The sequence below is a fragment of the Prevotella denticola genome (genome assembly GCF_900454835.1).
Classification (GTDB): domain Bacteria; phylum Bacteroidota; class Bacteroidia; order Bacteroidales; family Bacteroidaceae; genus Prevotella; species Prevotella denticola.
Genome location: NZ_UGTM01000002.1, coordinates 1,165,669 through 1,191,834 on the forward strand (window position 1 = coordinate 1,165,669; position 26,166 = coordinate 1,191,834).

Below are 26,166 nucleotides of genomic sequence, written 5' to 3' on the forward strand. Positions count from 1 at the left end.
TTAAAAATCGAATAGTGATGGTTGTACTTGGGTTGCTATGTTCTCCGTCTTTTTCACTCGTGCGTTACGGCTCTGTATTTTGGCAAGTTCCTCACGCTGATATTGCTTAATGGCTTCCTGCCTTGCTTCGGCTTTTTCTTCTTCCGTTAGTTCCACAACGTGATTAACGGCTACTTGGCAGGAAACAGCCTTACCCACCTCTATATCGTCCTCATCGTAGTAGTGAACAGCCATAGAGAAGATTTCATCATCATCAAAGCCGTTGCAACCGCTTTTCTGCACTTCATTAAGAATGTAGGTGATGCACTCCTCGATATTCTTGTTCGGTTTCATCAAGTTAGGGGCAAACAAAGGGTCTGTCATAGCACGCTGATTGAGATACTCGGCTATTGTCCGTGTGAAATGTTCTGTTCCTTTCATTGTCGTATATGTTTTGATGTTGTTAATACTTGGGAATTTCTACTATTTGATTGATGCGTCCATACAGGTAGGCTCTTAGGCTTGTTCTGTCGGGTGCGTAATACTCTGTCCATTGTCCGTACTGATTGACAAGATATTTCTTCAGTACATCAAAGAAGTCAAAGCGATAGCCTTGCAGTGGAACGGCTATTCGGAAATAGGTGTTTGAGTTCACCGCTTCACATAGCCAATTCTTTTCCTCACGGCTCATACACTCACCACGATTGAGTTTCACACGTAGGAGATATACTTTGCTGTTACAAAGGTTCTCCAAAGGGGGGACGTCCCATTGTACAAACTTAATTGCCAACACTTGCTCACTTTTTTCAGCCGTAGGGTTAATGCGGTAATGAGAGGAGGAGCTATATCCTTTTCTGTTCATCGAAGATGTTGTATTTACTTTTTGCTTATCCATAGCGACATTTTTTTTATGCGTCCAAAGATCGGAGTATGCTGATTCCTTTTTGTAGCAAAATAGAGGTAGCGGGGCAGGCTTGCACAAGGTTTTGGCGGAAAATACTACCCGTAGGTGTGGAGATTTTCCAGACAAACCAAGCGGCATAGACCTTTTGAAAGCCACAAGCCCCGTACTACCTTTGCGGATAAAAAGGGAACAGCATCCGTCTTCTTGTCATCGCATATCGTGGAGCATTGGAAAAGAAGCAAAAGTGCAACGCCTGTAGTGGAAAATAGAAAAGGTGGCTATCTCAAAATGCGAGATAACCACCTGATGAAATAACATGAAAGGTTTTACAGAGCTGTGCTTCTCAAAGCACGCATAGCAGGATGGCACAGAGAATAGCCAACCAAAATAGAATGCTCAGCAGCGCAAATGTTACTTTTAGAATTACCCTGACTATAAAGCGTAGTATCAGAAAAACTGCAATGACTGACACAACAGTTACGACTTGTGGCGTTACTATCTTCGAGATAAGCCAAATGACACCGATAACGACGGAAAGCAGGATAGTGAGTTCGATGAAGCGTGTCCAACCGAAGCGGCGGACTTGCTTGGGAGAAGTCGGCTGCTGCTTGATATTATCGGTTTTGTTCGATGCGTCTGCCTTGATGAAGGCAGGTGTGTGAACGTCTTGATTCATGATGATTGTATTCATATCGGAGCTTTTAATAGTTCAAGAGCAATAACAAGATGCGCAGGCTACACAAAGACAAGTGTTGGTACAAACTCTTGGCGTGTGGAGCGGAGCGTTTATCTTGGCTCTTGACACTACAAAAGCTCCCGATGGTGCTGCATCAAGTCATGTTTTCACCGCCTATCGTTGGCAGACCATTGACCTCAATGAGCAGAACGATTGTCCCTGTCAGTTCGGTGTAGAGTTTCTCATACTCAGGACTTGCGCCAAAATCGTCCGTGAGTTCATACTTGTCGAAAACGCTTTGCATAGCCTTGTTCTTCAGAAGCATTGGTGCTAGTCTTTCAGGAAGAGGAGAAGGAAGTTCTTTCTCGAACTCATCCTCTAAGACAGACACAAGCGTGTCGTACTTGGAGAAATGCAGTCCTTGATACAGAACTTCGCTTGCCATTACCTCCGCCTCCGGGTGAGAAAAACCTTGTGCTACAGCATCGCAGTAAGCTGTCAATGCTTCGTCTGCGCGAGCAGTTACAAACGTATTTTCATTCACTCTCTCTGGATAATGCTCTCCGAGATACGCTTCCAACTTCAAACGGAAGTAAGAAAGCTCTTTCTTTGTTGTTGTCATAATCTTCTTGGTTTAGGGTTGTACATTATTTTGAGTTGATGCCCATAGCAACATTGAACTTGTCTAACTTGCCAGCCAACTGTTCCATATCGTGTTCTATCTTCTTGTTGGTTATACGGGCATAAATTTGTGTCGTTTTAATGTTGGTATGTCCCAACATCTTCGACACACTTTCCATAGGAACGCCCTTGCTGAGCGACATGGTCGCAAATGTATGCCGGGCAAGATGGAAGGTCAGATTCTTCTTGACACCGCAAAGGTCGGCAATTTCTTTTAAATATGCGTTGGTTTTCTGATTCGTTAGGATGGGAAATAGTTTGCCGTTCCGATAGGTCTTATGACTGTACTTGGCGATGATACTCTTGGGAATGTCAAGCAATAAAACATTTGTCTCCACACTTGTTTTCTGTCTCTTGGTCATAATCCACTGCTTATCATCAAGTGTTACGATATTGTCCGGTGTGAGATTGGAAACATCAATATATGCCAGACCTGTGAAACATGAAAAGATGAAAACATCCCTTACTAACTCCAAGCGTTGAATAGCAAAATCCTTGTTGGCTATCTTCATAATTTCCTCATCCGTGAGAAAACCACGATTTACCGGCTCCAAGTGGAAACGATGATTGAGGAATGGGTCGTGAAGAAGATAGCCACGCTTTTGCGCATAGATGGTCACGGTTTTCAGTGCCTTCAATTTCTTGACTGATGTGTTATAGGCACACCCAGCCGCCGTACTCAGGTACAGCTCAAAGTCCTGTACTACGGATGGCGTGAACTCTGCCAGTCCAATATCTTTCTTCCCATACTTATAGATAAGGAATTCTGCGAAATGCCTTCTTAAAACGCTGTACTTTTGCAGGCTGTCCTTGCTGATGGTATGTCCGACACGCTGTCTGACATCTTCGTTGAACTTGTCGAATATAGGGAGAAAGGTCGTGTACTCCCTGTCTTTCCCGACAAAGAATGAGCGGATTTTATCCAATGACAAGGATTCATCATCCTCGAATTTGTGGTAAATGTTATTCAGCATTGTGGAAATGGAGTCCAATGCGGCATTAGCGGATAAGGCTTCTGCCGTCCGACCTTTGAGCCTGCTGGTAGTGTTATTCCACAGCGACTTGTCCACGAATATTTTCGTAGATCCGAAATTAGCCATCTCTCCGTTAAGGAATACTCGGAGCATTACAGGCGACTTTCCTTCTTTGTTCTCATAGTTTGAACGTAGGTAGAAGGACACCTTGAAATTTGTTCTCATAATGCATCATTCTTTTGTGTAGCACTCGGCTGCAAAGTTAATACTTAATACATTGAAAAAGAAAGAGTTGATGCCGTCAATATGGTATTCAAAATCCCGTCACTGCTACATTTTTTGCTACTGCAATTTTTGTGTAGCAGTAAGTGTAGCAGAAATTGACCGAAAGATGACTGTCAAAATATAGGGTTATGCCGTCAGGCTATGGAGGTATATACAAAGAAAAATCGTTGTAAAACCTTGATTTTACAACGATTAGCTAATTTTTGAAGGCTAAATTGACAACCCTTGTGAAGTCCTTTTGAAGCCTATTAGCGGAGAGAGAGGCTTGTGAACTTTCGGATATACCAACCTGTAAAATGGAGGAAACGGCATGAGAGCAAGCAATAATTCAAAGAGCAAAAATAGCACGTACAATCATCGTAGTTACTTTGATTGGGGCAGTAATATGCAGGTTGTCCGCAAGGGCAAAGGCGAGATTGCCATGACAGAGAGTGAACTTGTGAGGTTCTTCGGTGTAACATGGAGGAAACTCAACCATAGGCTGCAAACAATAATAAAAACCTCCGACCTGCATCCCGATGAGAGAGTTGCAGGTGAGGAGGAAGTCATAATCAACGGACAACTCAAAGGTTATGCACCGCTCTATCCGCTTCCTGTCATCATCGCCCTGTCCTTTCTGTTGGACAGCACGGAAGCGCATTTGTTCAGAAAATACATCAGTAGAAGATTGCAGACAGAGGCTGCCATTGTAACGCCAATCTTCCTGTTGGGCAATACCAAGAACTGATGGATATATTTCCTTTTTCTTTCACCGATTATATCTTACTACATTACTACAATAGGAGTTAAAGCGGTGAAAGAGAAAGGATTAACGTGTAGTTGGGTGCTCAAAATAATTATACTACGCAATAACTACATTTGCCTTTCTTCTTTCACCGCTTTATTACGGTTAAAAAGGGAATTATATGCTATTTGTTATTTGCCTGACTATCCTCTGAAGCACGCTTTCATTGCTTACAAGTATATATGCCGTGCCCGCCATTCCGCAGATAATTTTATACCTGCAATCCGTTGTCCTTACCTGTGCCGTGAACACGCTGCCTGCTGCCGTTTGTCGGGGTGTATGCAATGTAGCTGTTATAATACCATTGGCTGCTCCGTATGTTCCTGCATAGTAGCCCTCAACTTCGATGTTTGCAGTCATTCCTCTCGCTATTGTATTCACGTATTTATAGGGAATGTCTATCGTGCCCTGATGGGCATTTGTTATCTGCGCTTTTGCGCTAATTGTTTTTGGGTATGGATAAAGTATGCACCTACTAGCAGTTCCACACTCCATAGAATCATGTTGTTTATAATATGGAAAATGCCACATTGTTATAGTCGATTCTTAACGTCCTCTCCAGCACCTGTCCCCTTGTAGTTGCTGTGGGTAGCATTTATCTTATAGGTAACTGTAATAGAGAATTTACGAGTATTTAAGAATTTTCTCAATGACATTTCACGAATGTCGTTTTTAAGAGTCATAGTAGATTTTGCTGTATTGAGCAAATCTTCGCATTGCAATTTTATACTCCATTTATCATGTGCGAATGCTTTATACAAACCAAGGTCACACTGCCATGTGTTACCTATATACATGTTTTCCGCATTACCACTGGTACGCCATGAAAAGTCTGCATTCAGCCAAGCGTCGAAGGGAAGATTATAGGCATTGTTGAATCTGAGGATGCCCATAGGCTTATTCAACTTCAAATCCTCACCTCGGTACTTGATGGAGAGAAATTGCTGCCTGACGGCTACCATCAAGCTGGGATGGTATTTTCCAAAAGAAGGAGACACGTTAATCATTCCAGAGAGTTCACTATATCCATTAACATTTTGCTTCTGTATCAAAGCTATTTCAGGGCTTTCACCATATTGGTTATATACGGACATCATATAATCCTTCACGTGTGTATAGTTTGCCATCAATGTAAGCCATTTATAGTTAGCCATTAATTCCACATAGTCACGAATAGAAGGACGCAAGTTCGGATTGCCTGACTGATAGGTGTATCTGTTGATATATTGGACATTGCTACTCAACTGACTGAAAGCTGGGCGAGTAATCTTGCGAGAATATGATAACCGTGTACGCACGTGTCCAATGGGCATGGACAGCATGGCCGAAGGGAAAAAATGATGATACTCTCTACTTTGTTCGTCCATCTTCACTCCATTCTCAAAATAATTACTTACCACATACTCATAGCGTAATCCAGCAGATACATTAAGCTTGCCCAAAGTTTGTCGTATCTCCGCAAAGCCGGCGCCATTAGTTTCTTTGATTTTCGAGTGGAAATCATTGATATATTCTACTCCGCTCTCATATTCGTCCGTTCGATGAAGAAAACTCCACTCCGCTCCAAAAGCAAGCTGTCCTTTCCAAACAGGATAGGTAGCAACGGCTTTTGCTGCATACAACTTGTTATTAATGTCATTTTGAGTGGATATTGTGCGGTTTTCAAGCGAAGTTGCCTTTTCTGCTACATGCTGGTGTGTATCTGCGTTATTCCAAAGAGCATCCATATTGAGGGCAATTCCCCATTTACCCATCTTGCCCGAATAATATCCAGATACTAAATGTCTTCTGTTATGAGATTTTTCCTCACTTTCGGTACTAAGCTCATTATTTAAAATCTTGTCGACTTCCAAAGCTGTAAAGGAATTATTCCTCGTCTTTGAAGGCAGATACGAAAAGTCGTAGAGAATACCAACAGAATGATTTTCGTTGAACACATAATTGAGACCTAATTTTCCAGTAAGCATGTTGGATTTTGCATAACGTTTTGCATCAGTCGTTTGATATAACAAATTTGACGGGGCATAGGTATATTGCTGCGAGATATTTTGCTGACGGAACTTGTTACGGTCATACCCTACCATACCAAATATATCTAACCCATGAAGGCGATAGTTGAAGTTTAGCTCTTCTTTGCCATATAAATAATGTGTCAGTCCCATTTGGGTACGGCTATCCATACTAAAGCCTTCTCCAACAGGTTTGAGCGTTTTGATACGAATGACTGCATTTACCGAGGCATCGTATTCTGCACCAGGAGTGGTGACTACCTCTACATCCTTAATTTTATCGGAAGTTAATTGATCCAGCTCTGCTTGATTTCTCATCAATCTTCCATTAATGTAAATGATTGGTGCTCCTTTTCCCAACACTTCTATCCCATCATTTGACTTAATCACACCAGGTGTTTTACCTAACACATCCCTTGCACTGCCAGAATGGGCTAATGATGATCCTTGAACATGAGTAACTAAAGCGTCGTTTTTGAGTTGAGTTATGGGACGGGAACTTTTCACTATCACTTCTCCAAGCATGGTCGTATCCTCAACCATGAGTATGGTACCGACATGACCATCAGTACATTTTTTATAGATGGTCTGATAACCTATTAATGAGACTTTAAGGATAGCTTCTCTCTGTTCAGAGTTGATGACAAATTCTCCCTTGTCATTACTAACAGCACCTTGTATAAAAGAAGAGTCAGCGTGATTCAGAAGGCAAACATTTGCATAGGGTAAAGGTTCTCCAAAGGCATTGATAGTTTTACCTTTGAAAATTTGTGCATTTACTGAGATAGAAAGAAAACACGCAACTGCTATACATGCAGTTATTTTCTGTTTCATCTTTTGTTTCATCTTTTATCAACTATTTAAATTAAAACTCAAGAGTAGGTCGTTCTACTCCTCTATCAGCAGCACAAAGTTAGTCATAAGAGACATCTTATGACGACTTAACAGCTAATAAAAAAGTCTTAATAGAAGAAGCGTAACCATCAGACTATCAATGGTTACGCTTCTAAAAAGTCTTAATCAGAACCTGCTGTCTCTTAATACGGACTAAACAACATTGATGAATGCAATAATATCCTCCCCTTCCGGCACACCTATCTTCTTCCGAATAGAAGTTTTGCGGACATAAATAGTCGCGCTCGTCTGCTGGGTAACAACACTAATCTCCTTGGTCGAGAAGCCGGCGCAGAGCAGACAGCATATCTGTGTCTCCTTTTCCGTGAGCAGATTGCCATAGTGGTGCATTAGGCGAGTATAAAACTGATTATAGAGTCGGTCTATAACAGGATAAAGGTCTGGCCAGACCAACAAGTCGTGCGTAGGAATTTCACCACCACTGATGGCAGAAATACGTTTGAGCAAAGCTTGATTCTGTTGAGTTGGTGTACTGGCAACCAGGCGAATGATGCCCAGTTGCTGCAACAGTACCTTTCTAAATAACACCTCATCGTTCTCATCACCTCTTTCTGTTGATGGCAGTTGTTGCGCCTTGTCAAGCATATCAGTAAGGATGCCGATACGCTCCTCTGCCTCAGCTAAACGCTGGTACTTCCGTCGATAGAGCCAATAAGCAAGTCCTATACCACCCAATAAGTTACTATGTTTGCAAAGGCTAACGTATTGAGACGAGTTAGACATCGCTCTTCGGAGGCTTCGCACCTCCGGCCGCATGGCAAGCCTCCGTGGTGTTTTTCATAGTCTGCAAGGAAAAAGTTGGTACGATAATAATTGGATTGTATATTTGTAGTGCAAACGACAAATGACAAACAATTAGAACCGTACCGATATGCAAAGAAACAAAATTTCCTTCAAGGGACAAAAGATTTACATAGGAATTGATGTCCACGCAAAAACTTGGGAGGTCTGTGTGCTGACCGAGTCGGGTTACAGAGAGAGGCACCCGCAGCAAGCCTCCGCAAAGACGCTCTTTGACTTTTTGAAGAAGCATTTCCCAGATGGGGAGTACCATGCCGTGTACGAGTCCGGCTTCAGCGGCTTTGCCACATACTACGCCCTCAAGGAGTACGGCATCGACTGCGTGGTGACCCATGCCGCGGACGTTCCGACCACCCAGTACGAGGAGGTGATGAAGACAGACAAGGTGGATGCGGCCAAGCTTGCCCGCTCCTTGCGCGCCGGGGACATCCGTCCCATATACATCCGTGAAAGGGAGAACATCGACGACAGGGCGGTAATCCGCATCAGGAAGACCATACAGAAACAACTGTCGGGCTACAAATCAAGGGTGAAGCACCTGCTGCACTGCAACGGCGTGGAGATTCCCGACCGGTTCGCAAGCCCGGGGACACACTGGTCAAGGGCCTTCATCGAATGGCTCAAGGAGGATGTCGTGCTGCTCTCTCCCTCAAGGCTGTCATTGGACCTGCTCGTCAAGCAGGTGGAGACGATACGCCAGACGCTTCTGGACGCGACAAGAGCCGTACGCAGACTTGCACGGACGGACAGGTACGGGAGCAATTGCGAGCTCCTGATGTCGATACCCGGAATAGGCGTAAGCGTAGCCATGTGCATACTGACAGAAATCTACGATGTGAAGAGATTCCGCAACGAGAATCAGTTCGCCAGTTATCTGGGGCTGATACCCACCTGTCATAACAGTGGCGGGAGGACCTCAAGCGGAGAAAAGACCTTCCGTGGCAACAGGCATCTCGGGCCGATGGTCATAGAGGCCGCGTGGATAGCCGTCTACAGAGATTACGGACTGGGACTGGCCTACGCCAGATACAAGCAGTCCATGAAACCGCAGGAGGCCATAGTCAAAATTGCAAGAAAGATGTCCAACATCATTTTCTCGCTACTCAAGAACGGCAGGAAATATGAGCCATACAGATGGGATAAAGAATAACATGCAGACTTTCGGACAACTTCATAAAACGACTCCTGTTCATTGTTGATGGACCTTCGGGTGTCATCTCCGATAAGACTGTTGCGTTTTACCTGTATTCTGAAGAAGTAAATTGTTGGGCGGATACGTCCGTGTCAACTCATAGAAGTTTGTCTGACAGGTCTGTTGTTCGTGGTCATTCCCTACCCGGCGTTTCCATGTCGGGCTGGTGGCTGTTGCTTCTTCTAAAGTCATCGTACTTAGGAACTTCACGATAAGTGATTGATAAATAAATAGTTAATAAATAACAAATATTTTCCAATTATTTGGATAGCAACATAGAAGACCAAGAATAGGAGAACAACACCCAAAAGCATCAGAAGTCGGGAGCGATGCAACTCGTAATTAGCAGCCTGCAAGCGATTCCGTGCTTCCAAGCGGCGCAGAGAAAGATTCTCATTTTCTATCATAACTGTTGTAACAGAGTCGCAGTAATGTTGAAAAGCATGTGACGAAACAGGCTTCCCGCTTCCGAAATTCAGAATGTTACGCAGCTGCTCTATGCTTGCCTTATGGCTGAGGTTACCCTGTTTTGTCCATCTTACTCCACGATTATTCGTTTCAGCTCTGCCAAGGTATATCTGTGCTGAATCCAACTGGTGCAGATTTATATAATTGTTGGCAAGCGAAACATAGATGGCAGAAGAATCTGCGTACTTCGGAACAAACCTCTGACAATGGAACAAGTAACGATTAGACTGCACGTAATCGCCACGAGCAGCCAGCACATCAGCATAACTAAGGATACGTTCCGCAGCTTTTTCTTCTTCGCCACCTTCCATAGACAGACTGATGCTTTCCTTAAAACATGAGTCACTTGCCATGTCGCCAACATGAGACAGACTGATGCCAAGAGCGTAGAGTAACCGTCCTCGCATATTTCTATCTAGACTGTAATGCCCATTGAGCACCATTTGTGCTGTCTTGGCAGCTTTAGCGTAATTGCCAGAGTGATTCAACAAAAGAACCTTCTGCTCTACCAACTGCGCCCATTTTCCAGCATTACTTTGCTCATGAGCAATCTTAATACCCTCCTCTAGCTCCTTCAATGCAGCCCTGTCTTGCCTTGTCCACTGCAGATAGGAGGCTTTTAGCAGATAACCGTCAAGTAACTTTGCCACATCCCCCTGCTGCCTATAATAATCCACGACATGAGATACTAGACTATCTTCAACCAACGAAATTCCCATCAGATAGTGCGCCATAGCATGATTCCACGCATAATGCATTACACCGGCCTCACTCATCTGTCCTACATTCTCCATTTCATCCAACAATTTCAAAGCACTGTCCGGACGAGTTGTAAGCAGCGAGTCTGTAATTGCCAATGTTTTCTGCTCGTTGCGAACAGAACAGGAAAGTAGGGACTGCAGGCAGAAAAGATATAAGAGTCGTATAATTATTTTCATATTAAGAAGTACTGCTAAGCTATTTAGCCACTATTAAGCTCCCACAAAAGTACTTCTTTTGGAGAAGAAATCCAAATAATGAAGAAAATATTGCTGTGGCATGCCGTAAAGGATAGTTATATCAAACATTTATGTACCTATCTTATCCTGCATAACAGAGAAGAAAGTAAAAATGCATAAAGCTGTAATATCATAAAACTATTTATACTGTCCTATTTCCTGTAACTCTCTTCCAGTAACTTTATCAAATCTGAAGCCTTATAGAGAATCTTCCCTGCAAACTGCGTGTAGGGGATAATCTTTCTGTCTCGATAGTCCTGCAAGGTACGAGGGCTGATATACAATCTTTCACACACTTCCTTGCCTGTAAGGAAATGCTCACCGCCAAAGAGCGGCTTGTGTGTCTGTGCCACTTCCTTTATTCGTTTGCTCACACTGCTGATGGCGGACAACACTACTTGCATCTCGTCCGCATCCATATTCAAATCTCTTACTGATTCCATTGCCTTTTCAGTTTATTTGTTATTTTTTGATCTCACAGATTTCGTTTGTAATAACCGTTCCACGTCCTCAGCCCTGTAATAGCACTTGTGCCCGATTTGGGTAAACGGCAGTATGCCCGTATCACGGTAATGCTGCAAGGTGCGCTTGCTGATGTTGAGCAGTTGGCACACATCTCCGTTGTGCAGCCATTCGGTATGTTTACTCTGTTCTCCAAATGCCCTGTGGCAGGTCTGGGCAAGGGCAAGTATCTCGTCCCTCAGCATTGCCCATTGCTTATCGGTAATGATAAAATATCCCATAGTGTTATATTGATTTATTTATATTTTCCTTTTGCGATTTGCTTTCCGTCGCATATTTCTGCGTGCAAAAGTATGCGGTTCTTTCCCATCTGCAAAGCAGTGGGGAACAGCGAGGAAGAATAGGGAAACCGAAAGAAAAACGGTTCTCTTTCTTATCTTTTTTCCGTGTCTGGTTTTTCATTTTCTACATCCGTTTTAGTCAATGCAATACTTCGCAGATTAGAGCAGATAAACACGTACTTTTCTTACCCATTTTCTATACCTATCCTCTTGCTCTTGGCTTAAATCCTTGTTTTTCTGCTGTTTTCTGTCAGAAATCCGTGCTAAATTCACAGCCAATGAGCGCAACATTATGCAAGCACTCTCCGAATGCTTGGAACTTACCCATTCTCTTGATAACTTCGTTCTTGAAAACAAAAACAAGCATATAATGAAAAAGAACGCAGATAAAGGAAAATCGGAGGGCTACTACAATACGTCCAGACAGAGAAAGACTTCCTCCAAGAACTCGGAGATAGAAGCCTACCTCTCCATGCACTATACCTTCAGATACAACACGGTATTGGGGAGAACCGAATACCGAAACAGGGCAAACAGCGATTTCACAAAGGTGGGTCGCTATGAAATCAACACGCTCCGCAGGGAGATAGACAACGACATCGGGATAATAACCTCGTCGGATAATCTATACTCTATCATCGAGAGCAGTTTTTCTCCACGTATCAATCCCATACAGGAGTATTTCAAGGCATTGCCCTTGATAGATATAGGCAGCGATTGTGGCAGCAGCAATACTTCTTCCCATTCAATGAAAGCCATTTCCGATTTGGCAAGTTGCGTTGTGGTGCGCAATCACGAAAAATGGCTACCGTATCTCACCAAATGGCTCGTGGCAGTGGTCGCCAACGTAATGGACGACCGTGAGTGCTGTAACCATACCTGCCTCGTGCTGACAGGCGAGCAGGGAAAGTTCAAGACCACCTTCCTTGACCTGCTCTGTCCGCCTGCCCTGCACGGTTACAGCTATACGGGCAAGATATATCCTCAGGAGAAGGATACGCTCACCTATATCGGGCAGAACCTCATTGTGAACATCGACGACCAGCTCAAGGCCCTCAACAAGAGGGACGAGAACGAACTCAAGAATCTCATCACCTGCCCGATGGTCAAGTACCGCATGCCCTACGACAAGTATGTGGAGGAACATCCCCACTTGGCAAGTTTCGTGGCATCGGTGAACGGCAACGACTTTCTTACAGACCCCACAGGAAGCAGACGATTCCTGCCCTTTGAGGTGCTGTCCATCGACATCAACAAGGCAAAGGCAATTTCTATGGACAGTGTCTATGCGGAAGCCAAAGCCTTGTTGAACGCAGGTTTCCGCTATTGGTTTGACGATGAAGAGATAGCGGAGCTATACAGGGAGAGCGAGGACTTTCAAGTGCAGACCGCAGAGATGGAACTGCTGTTGCGCTGCTTCGAAAAACCGACAGAGGATAATCCCCATTGCTCCTATATGACCACTACGGAAATTCTTACCTATCTGGGTATCTATACCCGACATCCCCTGACTTCCAAACTTATGGGCGAAGCCCTTAAAAGGGCAGGCTTTGAAAAAGTGAGCAAAAGGCGTGACGGCAGCAGTCCTGTCTATGTGTATAAAATAAGGAAGATACTGCCCTGCCCTTTGCTTGATAGTTGTAGTAGTCTGATGTAGTAGGGTGTGTAGTATTGTTATATACTACAATGTAGTGTTGATTATCAACAACTTACAACAAAATAGTATGTAGTAAGAAGAAAGATGAAAAAGTTTGGAAAGGAAAAAGTTTGGAAAGAGGAATATCGTAGAAGCATTGGCTGATACGATTTGGCTCCCTGATAGCATTTAAGTAAACCATAATATTTCAATCAATTAAAATGGCAGAACAATGAAAGAAGAAGATTTATCACTCATCAAGCGATACTCTATCGTGGAGTATCTTGAAAGGAAAGGCATCAAGCCTGTACGCAGGACACCTGCCTATGCCCTGTACCGTTCACCGCTTCGTGCGGAAACACATCCGAGTTTCAAGGTGGACACAGAGAAGAACCTCTGGATAGACTATGCCGAAGGCAGGGGCGGAAGTATCATCGACCTCTGTATGCGCTTGGAGAGCTGCACGCTATTGGAAGCCATCCGTCATTTGGGACGGAACGCTCCCGATGATTCTGCATATAGTTCTCGCAACGACTTCGCATCAAACTATTTCCAACCTTCAATGGTTGCAAATGGGGCAAGGAAACTGATAAGTATATCAGACACCTTGCCGCCACATTTACAGGAGTACCTTACAAAAGTACGCTGCATCAACTTGGAAAATGCAAAGCCATTCCTCAAATGTATCAGTTACGAGGTAAAGGGCAGGCGATATCAAGCCTTCGGCTTTGTCAACTCATCGGGAGGGTACGAGCTTCGGGATAATCAATCGTTCAAGGGAACAGTAGCCCCGAAAGACATTACTCCGATATTCACGGACAGAGCGGAGCCTGTATGTATCTTTGAAGGCTTCATGGACTTCCTATCCTTCCTTTCAATGAAAGAGAAAATTATCAACCACTGCCTTGTGATGAACTCGGTGAGCAATGTGGCAAGAACTGTCCGCTATCTGAACGACCACAACCTGACCCATATCCGTGCCTTCCTTGACAATGACGATGCAGGACGGAGAACCGTGCAAGAATTTGTAAAGGCAGGTTTCAAGGTGGAGGATATGTCCGTACATTACAAGGGCTTCAAAGACCTCAACGAGTTTCATGTCAGCCGTATGCGTAAGCAGGAGCAGCAGAAAGTGCAGGAACGGACACGGATGTCGGTTACGGAGCAAAAGGAAAGTAAGAAATCAAAACAAGTCAAACATAAAATGAGATAAAGATATGGAAAAGAAAAAAGTCAGTAACGAGGGAATGGAGAATACCATCCATTCCGCCAAGCAATATTTAGGACTCAACCAAATCGAAAGTCCGTCTGAACATCTCATTGCCGGACTTCGGGCAAGGAGAGCCAGACTTACTCAAGACCCAAACAAGCAGGACACAGAGAATACCACGCACTCTGAACCTGTACTGAATACTGAGAATGCAACCGTTCAAAGGCGCATCAGTGCCAAGATGAGAAAGGAGACGCTCGAAGCCTACAAGCAAGCCTACCTTGTTCCGACAAGACTGAACAACCGTAAGGCGGTCTATCTGAGCAGGGAGACACAGGAGCGTGCCGACTTCATCGTGCGCAGGTTGGGCGACAGAGGCAGCAACCTTTCAAGCTTTGTGGAGAACATCGTACGCCTCCATTTGGAGGAATACGGTGAGGACATAGAGAAATGGAGGAAGCTTTGAACCCACAGGAAAAAGGTCGAGGGTTTTCCTGAAAATGGACGCCCCTTTCACTCAAAACCCTCGACCCTTTTCAGAGAACAGGACAACAGACATTTGCTGAACATACCGAATGACCGGAGTGTCCCGAACGTAATGAGTCAAAGAATGCACGGCATTCACTTTTTGACTACAAAACGCCTTGTGCGTAAACGTTTCGTTAGCTGACATTGCAAGACGTCAGTTTGTACCCACAAACTGCCCTTGCTCCCCTCGTTAGACTGTCGGGGAGATTAGACCGTAATCACTCCGTTCTCATCGGTCAGTATTCAGGAATTAAGAAACAATGAATCATCTACAATGATAAACTTTCAAGGAAACTTATATGAGCAGATACAAGGGAAAAGCTGCCCGATGGCAGCAACAGGATAAAGAAGAACAGCGGATGAACAAAACGGAGTTCATCAAGGTAAGATGCACCTTAGAGGAGAAGCAGCGTATCAAATCAAGGGCGGAAAGCACGGAACGGAAGTTCTCCGATTATTGCCGTGAGATACTCCTTAATGGAGAAGTGACTGCCGTTCCCAAGATGACAGACAATGAGAGGGAAGCCATTGCCATCCTCCAACATACAGGAAGATTCTACGGGCAGGTTTCCAATCTCATCAAGGTCAAGGACGAAAGATGGGTACTCATCACAAAGAACCTTTCCTTATGTGCCAAAGAAGCATTTAAGCGGTTTTACGACCCGCATTTTCGTGTGGATGATGAGGTATATAAGGTCTTAAATCTAACAAGAGATGATAGGGAAATGTAAGGCGATAGCACACGGAAGTACGGCTCTGGACTATATTTTCAGAGAAGGCAAACTCGGCAGTCGGCTTGCCTTCCACAATCTTTGCAGCAGGGAGCCAAAGAGCATCTATGAGGAAATGAAAGTCGTCAGCGACTATAACAACCGTTGCAGGAACAAGTTTCTCCGTATCGAAATAGGCATTGCACCGCGGGACGAGAAAAAGTTGCCTGTATCCGAACTGATGCGGATAGCTCATTTGTTTGCCAAGCGAATGGGACTTGACAACCACCAATGGGTGGCAGTAACGCACAAGGACACCGACAACAGACACATTCATATCATTGCCAACCGCATCAGCCTATATGGAGAGGTCTATGATACCACTTTTGTGAGCAACAGGGCTGCAAGGGTGGCAGAGGAAATCAGCAGGGAGAAAGGCTTGACCATTGCAAAAGAGGTCAAGGCAGAAAGGAAACACCAAAAGACAAAGGCTAATCCCACGAGAGAGCAAACAAAACAGCAGGTACAGCAAATCTGCTATGCCTTGCTTGACAAATACAAAGGTACAGGCATCACGGGACACTCTATGTTTCTCTACGAACTTCACAAGAACGGCATTTCCATAGAGCGTATGAAGAACAAGCAGGGCAAGGTATATGGCTTGAAGTTCTCATACGGAGGACTATCATTCAAGGCTTCCGAAATCGGCAGGGAGTTCGGCTACCATTCCTTGCAGAAGAACTTTGAAACAACCAACAAGGAAGAATCAAGGAAACCACATCTAACAGTACAAGAGCCGACAGAAAAGAAAGAACAATCTGATACAGGCTACCAACTTGTACCTCCAAGCCGCTCCTCTATCTCACGAGACAATGATACCTCACAAGTGCAGAATCCCATTGGTGCAGTGGCAGGCACCATCGTTAGCGCAGCCGATGAAGTGGTGGCGGGGCTGGGCGATTTGATTACACCAACCGCACAGGGCAATGACTATGCTGAAGCAGCATGGCAGCGTAAACTCAGATACCAAGCCAATAGAAAGAAAAGACGAGGAAGAGGAATATAACCTACAACCAGACAATCAATCAAAAATGCAGAAAGAAGAATATTTCATCAAAAACGCTTGTTATTCGGTAACAAAGTCTTATCTTTGCAAACAGAATAACAAGCGTTCTTTGTTAGGCAGAAAACAGCGAAGCCAAGTAGCTCGCTCGTTTCCAAATCGTTACCAGTTTAGTTGTACAAACAAGGTAACTCCTTTATTTTCAATAAGTTGTATTTTAAGAATTATCTTGCATTGCAACTAAGCAACTGTTCTCGAACAGCTTGTAACTTACTGCAAACAAGCGATTTAGAAAATGAATGGAAATACATTTCCAGCCGCTTAACCGGTATTGTAAAAAATACGGGCATACGTGATTCTCGGGAACATTGCCGGCACAGGAGAGAGTAAACAATCAGGACAAAACAGGGGGCCTCTCAGAGGGTGTTTTCAGGTTTGCTCTGCTCCTGCTGCGAACAGAACCATAGGCAGATTCTTTGCAGCGGCCTGGCACGACTTTATCCGGTGAGAGGACTTTTCCGACAACGGCTTCACACAGTGACTTGGGGAGTGCAGCAGCTTTGCACGCCCTTACAGGGTAATAGTCCCTTTTCTGCGGACCTGCACTTCTTTAGAATGACTATGGCCCCGCTGAAACCAGTGCGCTATAATCTCTCGAAAAGCTCTTGTCAAAGTCCTTGTCAGAAAGGTACACGCAAGTCTCCGCCAGGAGGTGGCGGCAATGGTTCATCGTTCATCTTGCTGCCGATAATCTCTCCTCCCAACGGATCATCAGACATGGGAGCAGAGAATGCCGCATCTTCCGGATTGGAGAAGCGGGTATATTCGCCCCGGAAGTTCAGGAGCACATCCCCCGTCGCACCCTTTCGGTGCTTGGCAATGATGATCTGTGCCATGCCATGGAGGTCGTTGCCCTTCTCGTCCTGCAGAATGTGATAATATTCAGGACGGTGTACGAAGAGCACCATATCGGCATCCTGTTCTATGGCACCGGACTCACGCAAGTCGCTCAGCTGCGGCCGTTTGCCCTCCACTCCCTCACGTTGTTCTACGGCACGGCTCAGCTGCGAGAGTGCCAGCACGGGGATGTTCAGTTCCTTGGCAAGCCCCTTCAGCGAGCGGCTGATGGTCGACACCTCTTCCTGTCGGCTGTTGAAGCGCATTCCGTTGGCATTCATCAGCTGAAGATAGTCGATCATCAGAATCTGGATGTCATGCTCACGTACCAGCCTGCGCGCCTTCGTACGAAGCTCGAAGATGGAAAGACCGGGGGTATCATCTATATAAATAGGTGCTCCCTGCAGCTTCCGGATATTAGAGTCGAAGCGTTCCCATTCGTCATTCGTCAGCTGTCCGTTGAGAATCTTGCTGCCCGGAACAGAGCAGACATTGGAAATCAGACGGTTCACAAGCTGCACATTGTTCATCTCAAGAGAGAAGAAAGCAATGGGCTTACGGTAGTCGACGGCGATGTTCTTGGCAATGCTGAGGGCAAAGGATGTCTTTCCCATGGCAGGACGGCCGGCAATGATCACCAGGTCGGAAGCCTGCCAGCCCGCCGTAATCTTGTCAAGGTCGTGAAAACCGCTGGGGACTCCCGTCAGGCCGCCTTTGTTGTTGGCAGCCTTGAGCAGCAGCTGGTGGGCCTGTTCGACAACCGTGTCTATCTGCACGTAATCCTGCAACATGTTCTTCTGGGAAATCTCGAACAGCGCACCCTCGGCTTTCTGCATCAGGTCGTCGACATCGACCGTCTCGTCGAAGGCATCTGTCTCGATCATCGAAGCAAACTGAATCAGCTGTCGGGCAAGGAACTTCTGTGCAAGGATATGCGCATGGTACTCTATGTGGGCAGAGGAGGCTACGTTGGAACTGAGTTCCACGATATAGGCTGGCCCGCCGATCTCATCAAGCGTCCCTTTACGGCGAAGCTCCTCGACGACGGTCATAATGTCGACAGGCTTTTCCTGCAGATTCAGCGACTGTACCGCTCCGTAGATTTTCTGATGACGGGCTTCGTAAAAAGTCTCCGGCTTGATGATTTCAGACACGACCGTAAAGGCGTCCTTGTCAATCATGAGGGCACCCAGGACAACCTTCTCTATATCCGTCGCCTGCGGCTGCAGATGTCCGAAGGCCGTGTCGATAGGAGCCTTGCTGGCCCTACGACTGCTTTTGCTGTTACTATTTCTTTCCGGCATTTGGCAGCAAAATTACAAAAAATATTCCATTCATGACAGCAATATTACAACGTTTTATTATCTTTGCAGAAAGAATTCTTAAAACAACATTTCAGACTATGATTACATTCCCTTGCTGCAAAATCAACCTTGGATTAAACATTGTTGCAAAACGGCCGGACGGCTACCACGACCTTGAAACAGTCTTCTACCCCATTCCTCTCTGTGATGCCCTCGAAATAAAGAAGATGGACGAGGAGTTCCCTTCTCCTACGCCTGTTGACCTCAAGGTGACGGGTAATTCCACCGGATGTGACGAAAACGAGAATCTGGTGGTAAAAGCCTATCAGATCATAGCGCATGACTATGCACTCCCACGTGTACATGCCCACCTTGTCAAGCGTATTCCCATGCAGGCCGGACTTGGCGGCGGCTCATCCGATGCCGCCTACATGATCAGACTGCTTGACGAACGCTTCCGGCTGAACATGGGTAGTGCCGAGATGGAACGCTATGCAGCCCGGCTGGGAGCTGACTGTGCCTTCTTCATCCGTTCGGAGATCGCCTATGCGACAGGTGTCGGAGACATCCTTGCGCCTGTGGATGACGAGGACAGCAACCTGGAAGGATATTACCTTGTGCTGGTAAAACCGGATGTAGCCGTATCAACGGCCGAGGCATACGAAGGGATAACACCCAGGAAACCGAGAAAATGCTGCCGGGATATCGTACGGCAGCCCATTGACACCTGGCGCAATGAGCTGACAAACGACTTTGAAGAATCAGTATTTGCAAAATTCCCTGGACTTGGTGCTGTGAAGAACAAACTGTACGACTGCGGGGCGATATACGCACAGATGTCTGGCAGCGGGAGCACACTCTTCGGCATCTTCGGGCAGAAGCCTTCTGCCATAGAGGAGAAATTCCGTGGAATGTTCACCTATTGTGTCAGACTATAACTTCCCCAACCCGCCAAAAAATGGAAAAAGCATTAACCGTTTACAAGGCTTCGGCAGGATCGGGAAAAACGTTCACACTGGCTTCCGAATACATCACCCTGGTGGTAAAGAACCCGCAGGATTACAAAAAAATTCTTGCCGTGACTTTCACGAACAAGGCCACACAGGAAATGAAAATACGCATCCTGTCACAGCTGTACGGAATTGCCCATCATCTTCCCGACTCACAGGCGTATTTCGACCAGGTCGCCAGAAAGACCGGGTTTCAGGAAACGGTTATCCGAGAAAATGCCGCCGAGGCGTTGTCGCTGCTCACACATCATTACAATGAGTTCCGGGTGCAGACAATCGATGCTTTCTTCCAGTCTGTATTGCGGAACCTCGCCCGTGAACTCAATCTTACGGCTAACCTCCGCATCGACCTCAACGACGACCAGGTGGAAGCGCAGGCTGTCGACGAGATGATCGACAGCCTCGAGGAAGGAGAAGAAGTCCTGAAATGGATTCGTGACTATATCGACAAGAACATCGAAGATGACCAGGGATGGAATGTCATTGGACAGATAAAAGACTTTGGAAAGAACATCTTCAAGGATTTCTACAAGGACCACCAGCAGGAACTCAACGAACGCTTCAGTGAAGAATCATTTTTCGACGGTTTCATCACGGATTTACGTAAGAGACGCAAGATGAGTCCGAAAAAGATGAATGACCTGGCAAAACAGATGCTTCAGACTATCGATGATGCCGGTATCGATCCATCCTACTTTCTCAAAGGGCTGTACAGTTATATCACCAGACTTGCCGAGGACAAGCCAACAGGCGACGGACCGTCTGCGAATGTCGGAAAATGCCTGGAAAGTGCAGACAACTGGCTTCTGAAGAAATGTCCATCAGAAGAACGGGCAACCATCACCGCACTTGTTTCGGAATCATTATACAATGACCTGGTGCAGTTGGAGACACTCCGGAAATCTTCTTGGAGAGAGTTTCAATCCTGCAACCTCACGCTCAGACATCTCTCACAGCTCCGACTGCTGCACGCCATATCAGAGGCTGTCGACGAGATAAACAAAGACACGAACCGGTTTATGCTAAGCAACACACAATCATTGCTTAGCACATTGATGAAGGATTCTGACACACCTTTTGTATTTGAAAAGATGGGAGCCTACCTGAAACACATCATGATTGATGAGTTCCAGGATACGAGTACTATTCAATGGAAGAACTTCCGGAAGCTGCTTGACAACTGTATGGCGCAGATAGATTCGCACAATCTGATTGTCGGTGACGTCAAACAGAGCATATACCGCTGGCGGCAGGGTGACTGGAAACTGCTGAACAATATTGAACATGAATTCTCCGGGGAACAGATAAAAATACAGCCGCTTGACACCAACTATCGGTCGGAGGAGCATATCATCCGATTCAACAACGCTTTCTTTTCACGTGCCGTAAAGCAGACTGTAGAAGAATTGGAAAGTGACGGTATCGGAGAGGCAAACCAACTGACAGAAGCCTACAAGGAAATAGCACAGCATCCAAAGAGAAACGACGGGAAAGGCTGTGTACGTATAAAATTGTTTTATTGTGGGAGAAACGAAAAGGAGTACAAGGAGAAGGTCCTTGAAGAACTGACCGACAATGTGCGTGAACTCCTTTCACATGGATACCGACAAAAGGACATTGCCATACTCGTACGCTCAAAAGGGGTCATACAAGACATCGCAGATGAATTTCTGCATACGTTCGGGACAGAAGTCACAATCGTGTCCGACGAGGCTTTTCGGCTGGATGCGTCCTTGGCTGTCAATGTGATTGTCCATGCGCTCCGATTACTGACACATCCGGAAGACAAACTCACAGAAAGCAAGCTCGTCAAGCTCTACCAGCAACAAGTCCTACAGACCGGAAAGGATGACAACGCCTTATTTGTTGAAAAAGGCTCCTATAGTGCAAGACACTTGTTGCCAGATGATTATATCAATAGATTTGAGCCTTTATTAAGAATGTCACTCATGGATCTTGTCGATGAAATCTATTCTCTCTTCAGTCTTGACAGCCTCGAAGGCCAGAGTGCGTATGTCTGTACGTTCTATGATACATTGAACGAATACCTACGTGACCATCCTGCGGATATTGACGATTTCATCGAAGAATGGGAAGAAAACCTTTCGGCCAATACCATTCAGAGTGACGAGGTTGAGGGCATCCGGCTGATTACCATTCACAAGAGCAAGGGACTGGAGTACGACAACGTGTTGATTCCATTCTGTGATTGGGAACTGGAAAAAAAGAAGGGTAACACAATCTGGTGTCCGGGAGAAAACAAAGAGAAGCCTTACGGTGAATTGCCGCTGATTCCCGTAGACTTCTCAAAGAAAAACATGATGGGCACGGTCTTTGAGGATGACTATAAAGCGGAGCATCTGCAGAATACCGTAGACAACATGAACCTGCTCTATGTTGCATTTACACGTGCGGGAAAGAATCTCTTTATAACGGGCAAGCGGACTTCGGACAAGCGGTTCAAAGAACTTCAGAATGGCGGCACAGCTTCCAACCGGTCGCAGATTATACAGCTGCTCCTATCTGAACTCGCAACGGAGCTTAACAGTGCAAGACTTGATGACCAAGGAGAAAAAGAGACACTCGCTTTTGAATATGGAAGCTTTCCAGACAACGTTCAGAGCATAAAGAAGAAAGCTACCGCCAATCCCTTTGAAGTTACTCCGGACACGCACACACTGAAAATCGAGACCTTCCCCCATCCTGTCAGCTTCCGGCAAAGCAACAAAAGCCACGACTTTGTGAGGGGGGAAGACCTTGATCCATCTGAGAGGAGCCGGTATATAAAGGTGGGGAACATTCTCCATCAGTTGTTTTCAACTATCCTTACCGAGGCCGACATAGAACCGCGGCTGAAAGAACTGGAGCAGGAAGGAATCATATACAACGACGAGATTACATCAAAAGAGCTGAGAGAAAAGATTGCCGATGCGCTCAAGAACGAAATGGTAAAAGGCTGGTTCAGTCCTCGCTGGAAACTCTTCAACGAGTGTACGATCCTCGAATATGACTGTGAGAACAAAGAAGCACAAGAGCACCGTCCGGACCGCGTCATGACCGACGGCAAAGAGCTTATCGTCGTCGATTTCAAATTCGGCAAGCCACGTGAAGAGTACCGCGAACAAGTGCAGCGGTATATGAAACTGCTCACAAACATGGGCTATCAGCACGTGTCGGGGTATATCTGGTATGTTATCAGAAACGAGGTCATACCCACTCCGTTCCATACCTGAAGCAGAAAAAGACGAAGCATTGCAGTCCTGTTGTTCTGCAAATATCATGGCGATTATCCCAGACAGACGGGAAAGAAATCCCATAAGAACGGAAATAAGCAACAGAGTAACCAATTAGAAAATAATCGGTTAATAACAGACCGTTAAATCACGACAAGAATCAGAAAGAATCAATCTCTACACCTCATTGTGTGAGGGGGACATTTTAAATTATGATGACATTCCTTGAATACGTAGCACAAGACCTGCTCAAAAAGTACGGCACAGATATGTCTGATGTGGCAGTTGTCTTCCCGAACAAACGAGCCTCCCTCTTCCTGAATCAGGCACTGGCTCGGATGGCGGGACACCCCCTGTGGAGTCCTGCCTATGTCACGATCTCCGATTTCTTCCGTCAGCATTCCGGACTTACCGTTGCCGATCCCATCAAAAGCATATGCGACCTCTACAAGACCTATGTAGAGGTGACCGGCAATGTCGGAGAGACACTCGACCAGTTCTATGGATGGGGGCAACTGCTTCTGGCAGACTTCGATGACATCGACAAGAACCTGGCAGATGCACGCCTGATATTCTCCAATATCAGCAACCTCAGAGAACTGGATGACATCAGCTATCTCAACGATGAACAGAAGGCAGAACTGCACCGTTTCTTCGCCAATTTCGATGATAAGCCTGAGGGAATCCGAGAACGGTTCATAACTCTTTGGGATCGGTTAAATGACATATACAACCGATTTCGGGAAAAGCTTCGTTCACAGGAACTTGCTTACGAAGGGATGCTTTACAGGGATGTGGCAGAACAGGCAGATATCCAGACCAGATACCAGCACTATGCTTTCGTAGGTTTCAACGTTCTTCAAAAAGTTGAGCAGCGAGTCTTTAAACGCTTCAAGGAAGAAGAAAAGGCGGATTTCTATTGGGATTACGACCGCTATTACATGGGACGGACGAATGAGGCGGGCAACTACATCAGACAATGGCTCAACAGGTTCCCTAATTCCCTGCCAAACAACAATGACGAATTGTATGACAATCTCGGTAAAGAGAAAGAAATCAGCTTTGTATCCGCTCCCACCGAAAACCTGCAGGCACGGTACATTACGGAATGGCTGCGCAAGGACGGCAGATACAAGGACGGCACGCATACCGCAATCGTTCTTTGCGACGAGCATCTGCTCCAGACTGTCATCCACTGTATTCCAAGCGAAGTCGAGACCTTAAACATTACCACAGGATACCCGCTGCAGCAGACTCCAATAGCCTCAATGGTGACGCAATTGCTGATTCTTCAGACAGAAGGTTACTCCGTACAGGAACAAGGCTACAGACTTCATCATGTCAGCAGGGTATTACGGCATCCATACGGAAAGTATCTCATTCCGAATGTTTCGGAGGTCCTCGAACAACTGAGCAAAAACCACCGGTTTTACATCCCACCCAGAGCCGGGACCCTCCTTGAATATCATCCAAGTGACAGACAACATCTGCCAGCTTTGGCAGACTGGCTGGCAAGAAACATCCGGCTCATCGGAGTAAACGGCGCAGCAGACAAGGATCCGCTATTCGAAGAGTCTGTATTCCGTATGTTCACGCTTCTCACAAGACTGAGCGACTTGATGACAGGCGGCGACCTTGAGGCCGACAAAGTTGTCTTCCGCCGGCTGCTGACGCAGCTTGTCTCGTCTACAAGCATTCCCTTCCATGGGGAGCCGGCACGTGGCGTACAGGTAATGGGCGTGCTGGAGACGCGCAACCTGGATTTCGACCATGTACTCGTTCTTTCCTGCAACGAAGGCAATATGCCAAAAGGTGTGGATGACTCGTCGTTCATTCCCCATCTCATCCGCAAAGCATACGACCTGACAACTGTCGACAACAAGGTGTCAATCTACAGCTACTATTTCTACAGTCTTATCCAGCGGGCAAAGGATATTACCTTCCTTTACAACAACTCCACACAAGGAAGCAGGACCGGAGAAATGAGCCGCTTCATGTTACAGCTGATGGTCGAATGGAATCATCCTATCCGCCGGATGACGCTTCAGGCCGGCCAAGTCCCTATGCGCTGTGAGGCAAAAGCCGTTACAAAAGATGAAGCAGTACTAAACAAGCTCGATGAAATCAGCTATTTCTCGCCGACCGCCATCAACACATACATAAGCTGTCATTTAAAGTATTACTTTAAATATATTGCAGAGATAAATGAGAACGAAGAAACTGACATCGACGATGTTGACAACAGGATGTTCGGCAACATCTTTCATTCCGCCGCCCAGCTCATGTATGAGAAACTACTGCCAAAAGAAGTCATCACTGACAAAAACATCGACTACGTGCTGAAGACCGGAAAGAGCGCACAGCCATTCACGGCAGACGGCATAAAGTCTACTATGGATGATGTGGTTGACGAAGCATTCGCAACAGAACTTTTCCATCAGCAACCGGGGAGCAGAAGACATCCCAGACTTAATGGTCTACAACTCATCAACCGGGAGGTCATAAAAAAATATCTCTATCAATTACTGCGAATAGACCGGCGTACGACTCCACTGCGTGTTATCGGGCATGAATTCAATGTGAAGCGGACCTTGCTCATCAACGTGAACGGGACCGAGAAGCAGATAGAAACAGGCGGACGCATAGACCGGCTCGATGAAGTGTTCATCGGCACAGAAAAAGCCCGGCTGCGTGTTGTCGACTATAAGACCGGAAGCAAGACCGCTGAACCTCTGAAGAATGTTGAAGCAGTCTTTGACCCGAAAAACATAGAGAAGAAAAGCGACTACACAATGCAGGCCATGCTTTACAGTCTCATCGAATCAAGGTATGACATCCTACACAACCCTGGCCACCGCCCGGTGAGCCCTGCCTTGCTTTTCATCCAACATTCCGGCGGCGAAGACTATACGCCTGTAATAATCATGGACGGCGAGGAGATGACCGATGTCACTCTATACGAAAAGGATTTCCTCAGAAAGCTCACAGAAACGCTTGAGGAAATCCATAATCCTGATGTGCCCTTTGCACCGATCGACGACCTGGAGCGATGCAAGTACTGCCCCTACAGGCAGATGTGCGGGCGATAAGTACAAACCGGCGGTAA

Annotated in this window: 21 protein-coding genes and 1 pseudogene; 10 read left to right on the plus strand and 12 right to left on the minus strand. The window is 45.9% G+C overall.

The genetic code is table 11. From position 1 onward, the window contains the following. The 5 genes from DYH27_RS13010 to DYH27_RS13035 all read right to left on the minus strand — a co-directional run bounded on the left by DYH27_RS13010 (nucleotide 1) and on the right by DYH27_RS13035 (nucleotide 3,439). Complete coding sequence (locus DYH27_RS13010) at nucleotides 1-420, minus strand: PcfK-like family protein (protein ID WP_004351561.1); 420 nt, start codon at nucleotides 418-420, stop codon at nucleotides 1-3. Nucleotides 421-442: 22 nt separating this feature from the next. Then, nucleotides 443-874 (minus strand): hypothetical protein, encoded by a 432-nt coding sequence (locus DYH27_RS13015; protein ID WP_025068468.1) that lies wholly within the window; start codon nucleotides 872-874, stop codon nucleotides 443-445. A gap of 352 nt (nucleotides 875-1,226) precedes the next feature. Next, nucleotides 1,227-1,574, minus strand: a complete 348-nt coding sequence (locus DYH27_RS13025; protein ID WP_025068469.1) for a hypothetical protein — start codon at nucleotides 1,572-1,574, stop codon at nucleotides 1,227-1,229. 139 nt (nucleotides 1,575-1,713) lie between these two features. Further along, nucleotides 1,714-2,181 (minus strand): DUF1896 domain-containing protein, encoded by a 468-nt coding sequence (locus DYH27_RS13030; RefSeq protein WP_115338032.1) that lies wholly within the window; start codon nucleotides 2,179-2,181, stop codon nucleotides 1,714-1,716. A 25-nt stretch (nucleotides 2,182-2,206) separates the two neighbouring features. Next, on the minus strand, nucleotides 2,207-3,439 hold the full coding sequence (locus DYH27_RS13035) for a site-specific integrase (RefSeq protein ID WP_036857452.1): 1,233 nt from the start codon (nucleotides 3,437-3,439) through the stop codon (nucleotides 2,207-2,209). Nucleotides 3,440-3,809: 370 nt separating this feature from the next. On the opposite strand from DYH27_RS13035, the gene DYH27_RS13040 reads away from it, so the two are divergent. Beyond that, nucleotides 3,810-4,226: a hypothetical protein gene (locus DYH27_RS13040; protein WP_025067267.1), complete on the plus strand. Its 417-nt coding sequence runs from the start codon at nucleotides 3,810-3,812 to the stop codon at nucleotides 4,224-4,226. Between the two features lie 174 nt (nucleotides 4,227-4,400). Here DYH27_RS13040 and DYH27_RS13045 read toward each other — a convergent pair. From DYH27_RS13045 to DYH27_RS13055, 3 genes and pseudogenes are all read right to left on the minus strand, one after another. Beyond that, nucleotides 4,401-4,765, minus strand: a pseudogene (locus DYH27_RS13045) (HlyD family secretion protein); the annotation flags it as partial. A gap of 51 nt (nucleotides 4,766-4,816) precedes the next feature. Beyond that, entirely contained in the window at nucleotides 4,817-7,126 is a 2,310-nt protein-coding gene (locus DYH27_RS13050; protein WP_394357758.1) for a TonB-dependent receptor domain-containing protein, read from the minus strand. 213 nt (nucleotides 7,127-7,339) lie between these two features. Beyond that, on the minus strand, nucleotides 7,340-7,882 hold the full coding sequence (locus tag DYH27_RS13055; RefSeq protein ID WP_025067268.1) for a helix-turn-helix transcriptional regulator: 543 nt from the start codon (nucleotides 7,880-7,882) through the stop codon (nucleotides 7,340-7,342). A gap of 196 nt (nucleotides 7,883-8,078) precedes the next feature. On the opposite strand from DYH27_RS13055, the gene DYH27_RS13060 reads away from it, so the two are divergent. After that, nucleotides 8,079-9,158 carry an IS110 family RNA-guided transposase gene (locus tag DYH27_RS13060; protein WP_004352736.1) on the plus strand — a complete coding sequence of 360 codons (1,080 nt, stop codon included), beginning with the start codon at nucleotides 8,079-8,081 and terminating at the stop codon, nucleotides 9,156-9,158. Between the two features lie 248 nt (nucleotides 9,159-9,406). Here the strand turns inward: DYH27_RS13060 and DYH27_RS13065 are convergent, their stop codons facing one another. The 3 genes from DYH27_RS13065 to DYH27_RS13075 form a co-directional block, all read right to left on the minus strand. After that, nucleotides 9,407-10,525: a hypothetical protein gene (locus tag DYH27_RS13065; protein ID WP_244595190.1), complete on the minus strand. Its 1,119-nt coding sequence runs from the start codon at nucleotides 10,523-10,525 to the stop codon at nucleotides 9,407-9,409. A 293-nt stretch (nucleotides 10,526-10,818) separates the two neighbouring features. Further along, nucleotides 10,819-11,109, minus strand: coding sequence for a helix-turn-helix domain-containing protein (locus DYH27_RS13070; RefSeq protein ID WP_004384701.1), 291 nt, complete (start codon nucleotides 11,107-11,109; stop codon nucleotides 10,819-10,821). A gap of 12 nt (nucleotides 11,110-11,121) precedes the next feature. Further along, nucleotides 11,122-11,409, minus strand: coding sequence for a helix-turn-helix domain-containing protein (locus tag DYH27_RS13075; RefSeq protein ID WP_025067269.1), 288 nt, complete (start codon nucleotides 11,407-11,409; stop codon nucleotides 11,122-11,124). A 352-nt stretch (nucleotides 11,410-11,761) separates the two neighbouring features. On the opposite strand from DYH27_RS13075, the gene DYH27_RS13080 reads away from it, so the two are divergent. The 5 genes from DYH27_RS13080 to DYH27_RS13100 all read left to right on the plus strand — a co-directional run bounded on the left by DYH27_RS13080 (nucleotide 11,762) and on the right by DYH27_RS13100 (nucleotide 16,619). After that, nucleotides 11,762-13,126 (plus strand): VapE domain-containing protein, encoded by a 1,365-nt coding sequence (locus tag DYH27_RS13080; RefSeq protein ID WP_004384704.1) that lies wholly within the window; start codon nucleotides 11,762-11,764, stop codon nucleotides 13,124-13,126. A 211-nt stretch (nucleotides 13,127-13,337) separates the two neighbouring features. Next, entirely contained in the window at nucleotides 13,338-14,318 is a 981-nt protein-coding gene (locus DYH27_RS13085) for a toprim domain-containing protein (RefSeq protein WP_004384705.1), read from the plus strand. A 4-nt stretch (nucleotides 14,319-14,322) separates the two neighbouring features. Then, nucleotides 14,323-14,781, plus strand: coding sequence for a DUF3408 domain-containing protein (locus DYH27_RS13090; RefSeq protein ID WP_004384706.1), 459 nt, complete (start codon nucleotides 14,323-14,325; stop codon nucleotides 14,779-14,781). Between the two features lie 361 nt (nucleotides 14,782-15,142). Further along, on the plus strand, nucleotides 15,143-15,574 hold the full coding sequence (locus DYH27_RS13095; RefSeq protein WP_004384707.1) for a plasmid mobilization protein: 432 nt from the start codon (nucleotides 15,143-15,145) through the stop codon (nucleotides 15,572-15,574). After that, nucleotides 15,558-16,619 carry a relaxase/mobilization nuclease domain-containing protein gene (locus tag DYH27_RS13100; RefSeq protein WP_004384708.1) on the plus strand — a complete coding sequence of 354 codons (1,062 nt, stop codon included), beginning with the start codon at nucleotides 15,558-15,560 and terminating at the stop codon, nucleotides 16,617-16,619. The genes DYH27_RS13095 and DYH27_RS13100 overlap by 17 nt, the downstream gene beginning before the upstream one ends. A gap of 677 nt (nucleotides 16,620-17,296) precedes the next feature. Here DYH27_RS13100 and dnaB read toward each other — a convergent pair. Next, the gene (gene dnaB, locus DYH27_RS13110) at nucleotides 17,297-18,817 is read right to left on the minus strand and encodes a replicative DNA helicase (protein WP_004354349.1); all 1,521 of its coding nucleotides are present in this window, start codon (nucleotides 18,815-18,817) and stop codon (nucleotides 17,297-17,299) included. A gap of 98 nt (nucleotides 18,818-18,915) precedes the next feature. Between dnaB and ispE the strand changes: the two genes are divergently transcribed. The 3 genes from ispE (at nucleotide 18,916) to DYH27_RS13125 (ending at nucleotide 26,149) form a co-directional block, all read left to right on the plus strand. Further along, nucleotides 18,916-19,755 (plus strand): 4-(cytidine 5'-diphospho)-2-C-methyl-D-erythritol kinase, encoded by an 840-nt coding sequence (gene ispE / locus DYH27_RS13115; protein WP_025067270.1) that lies wholly within the window; start codon nucleotides 18,916-18,918, stop codon nucleotides 19,753-19,755. 20 nt (nucleotides 19,756-19,775) lie between these two features. Further along, entirely contained in the window at nucleotides 19,776-23,060 is a 3,285-nt protein-coding gene (locus DYH27_RS13120) for a UvrD-helicase domain-containing protein (protein ID WP_025067271.1), read from the plus strand. 212 nt (nucleotides 23,061-23,272) lie between these two features. After that, on the plus strand, nucleotides 23,273-26,149 hold the full coding sequence (locus tag DYH27_RS13125; protein WP_025067272.1) for a PD-(D/E)XK nuclease family protein: 2,877 nt from the start codon (nucleotides 23,273-23,275) through the stop codon (nucleotides 26,147-26,149). The last annotated feature ends 17 nt before the right edge of the window (nucleotides 26,150-26,166 follow it).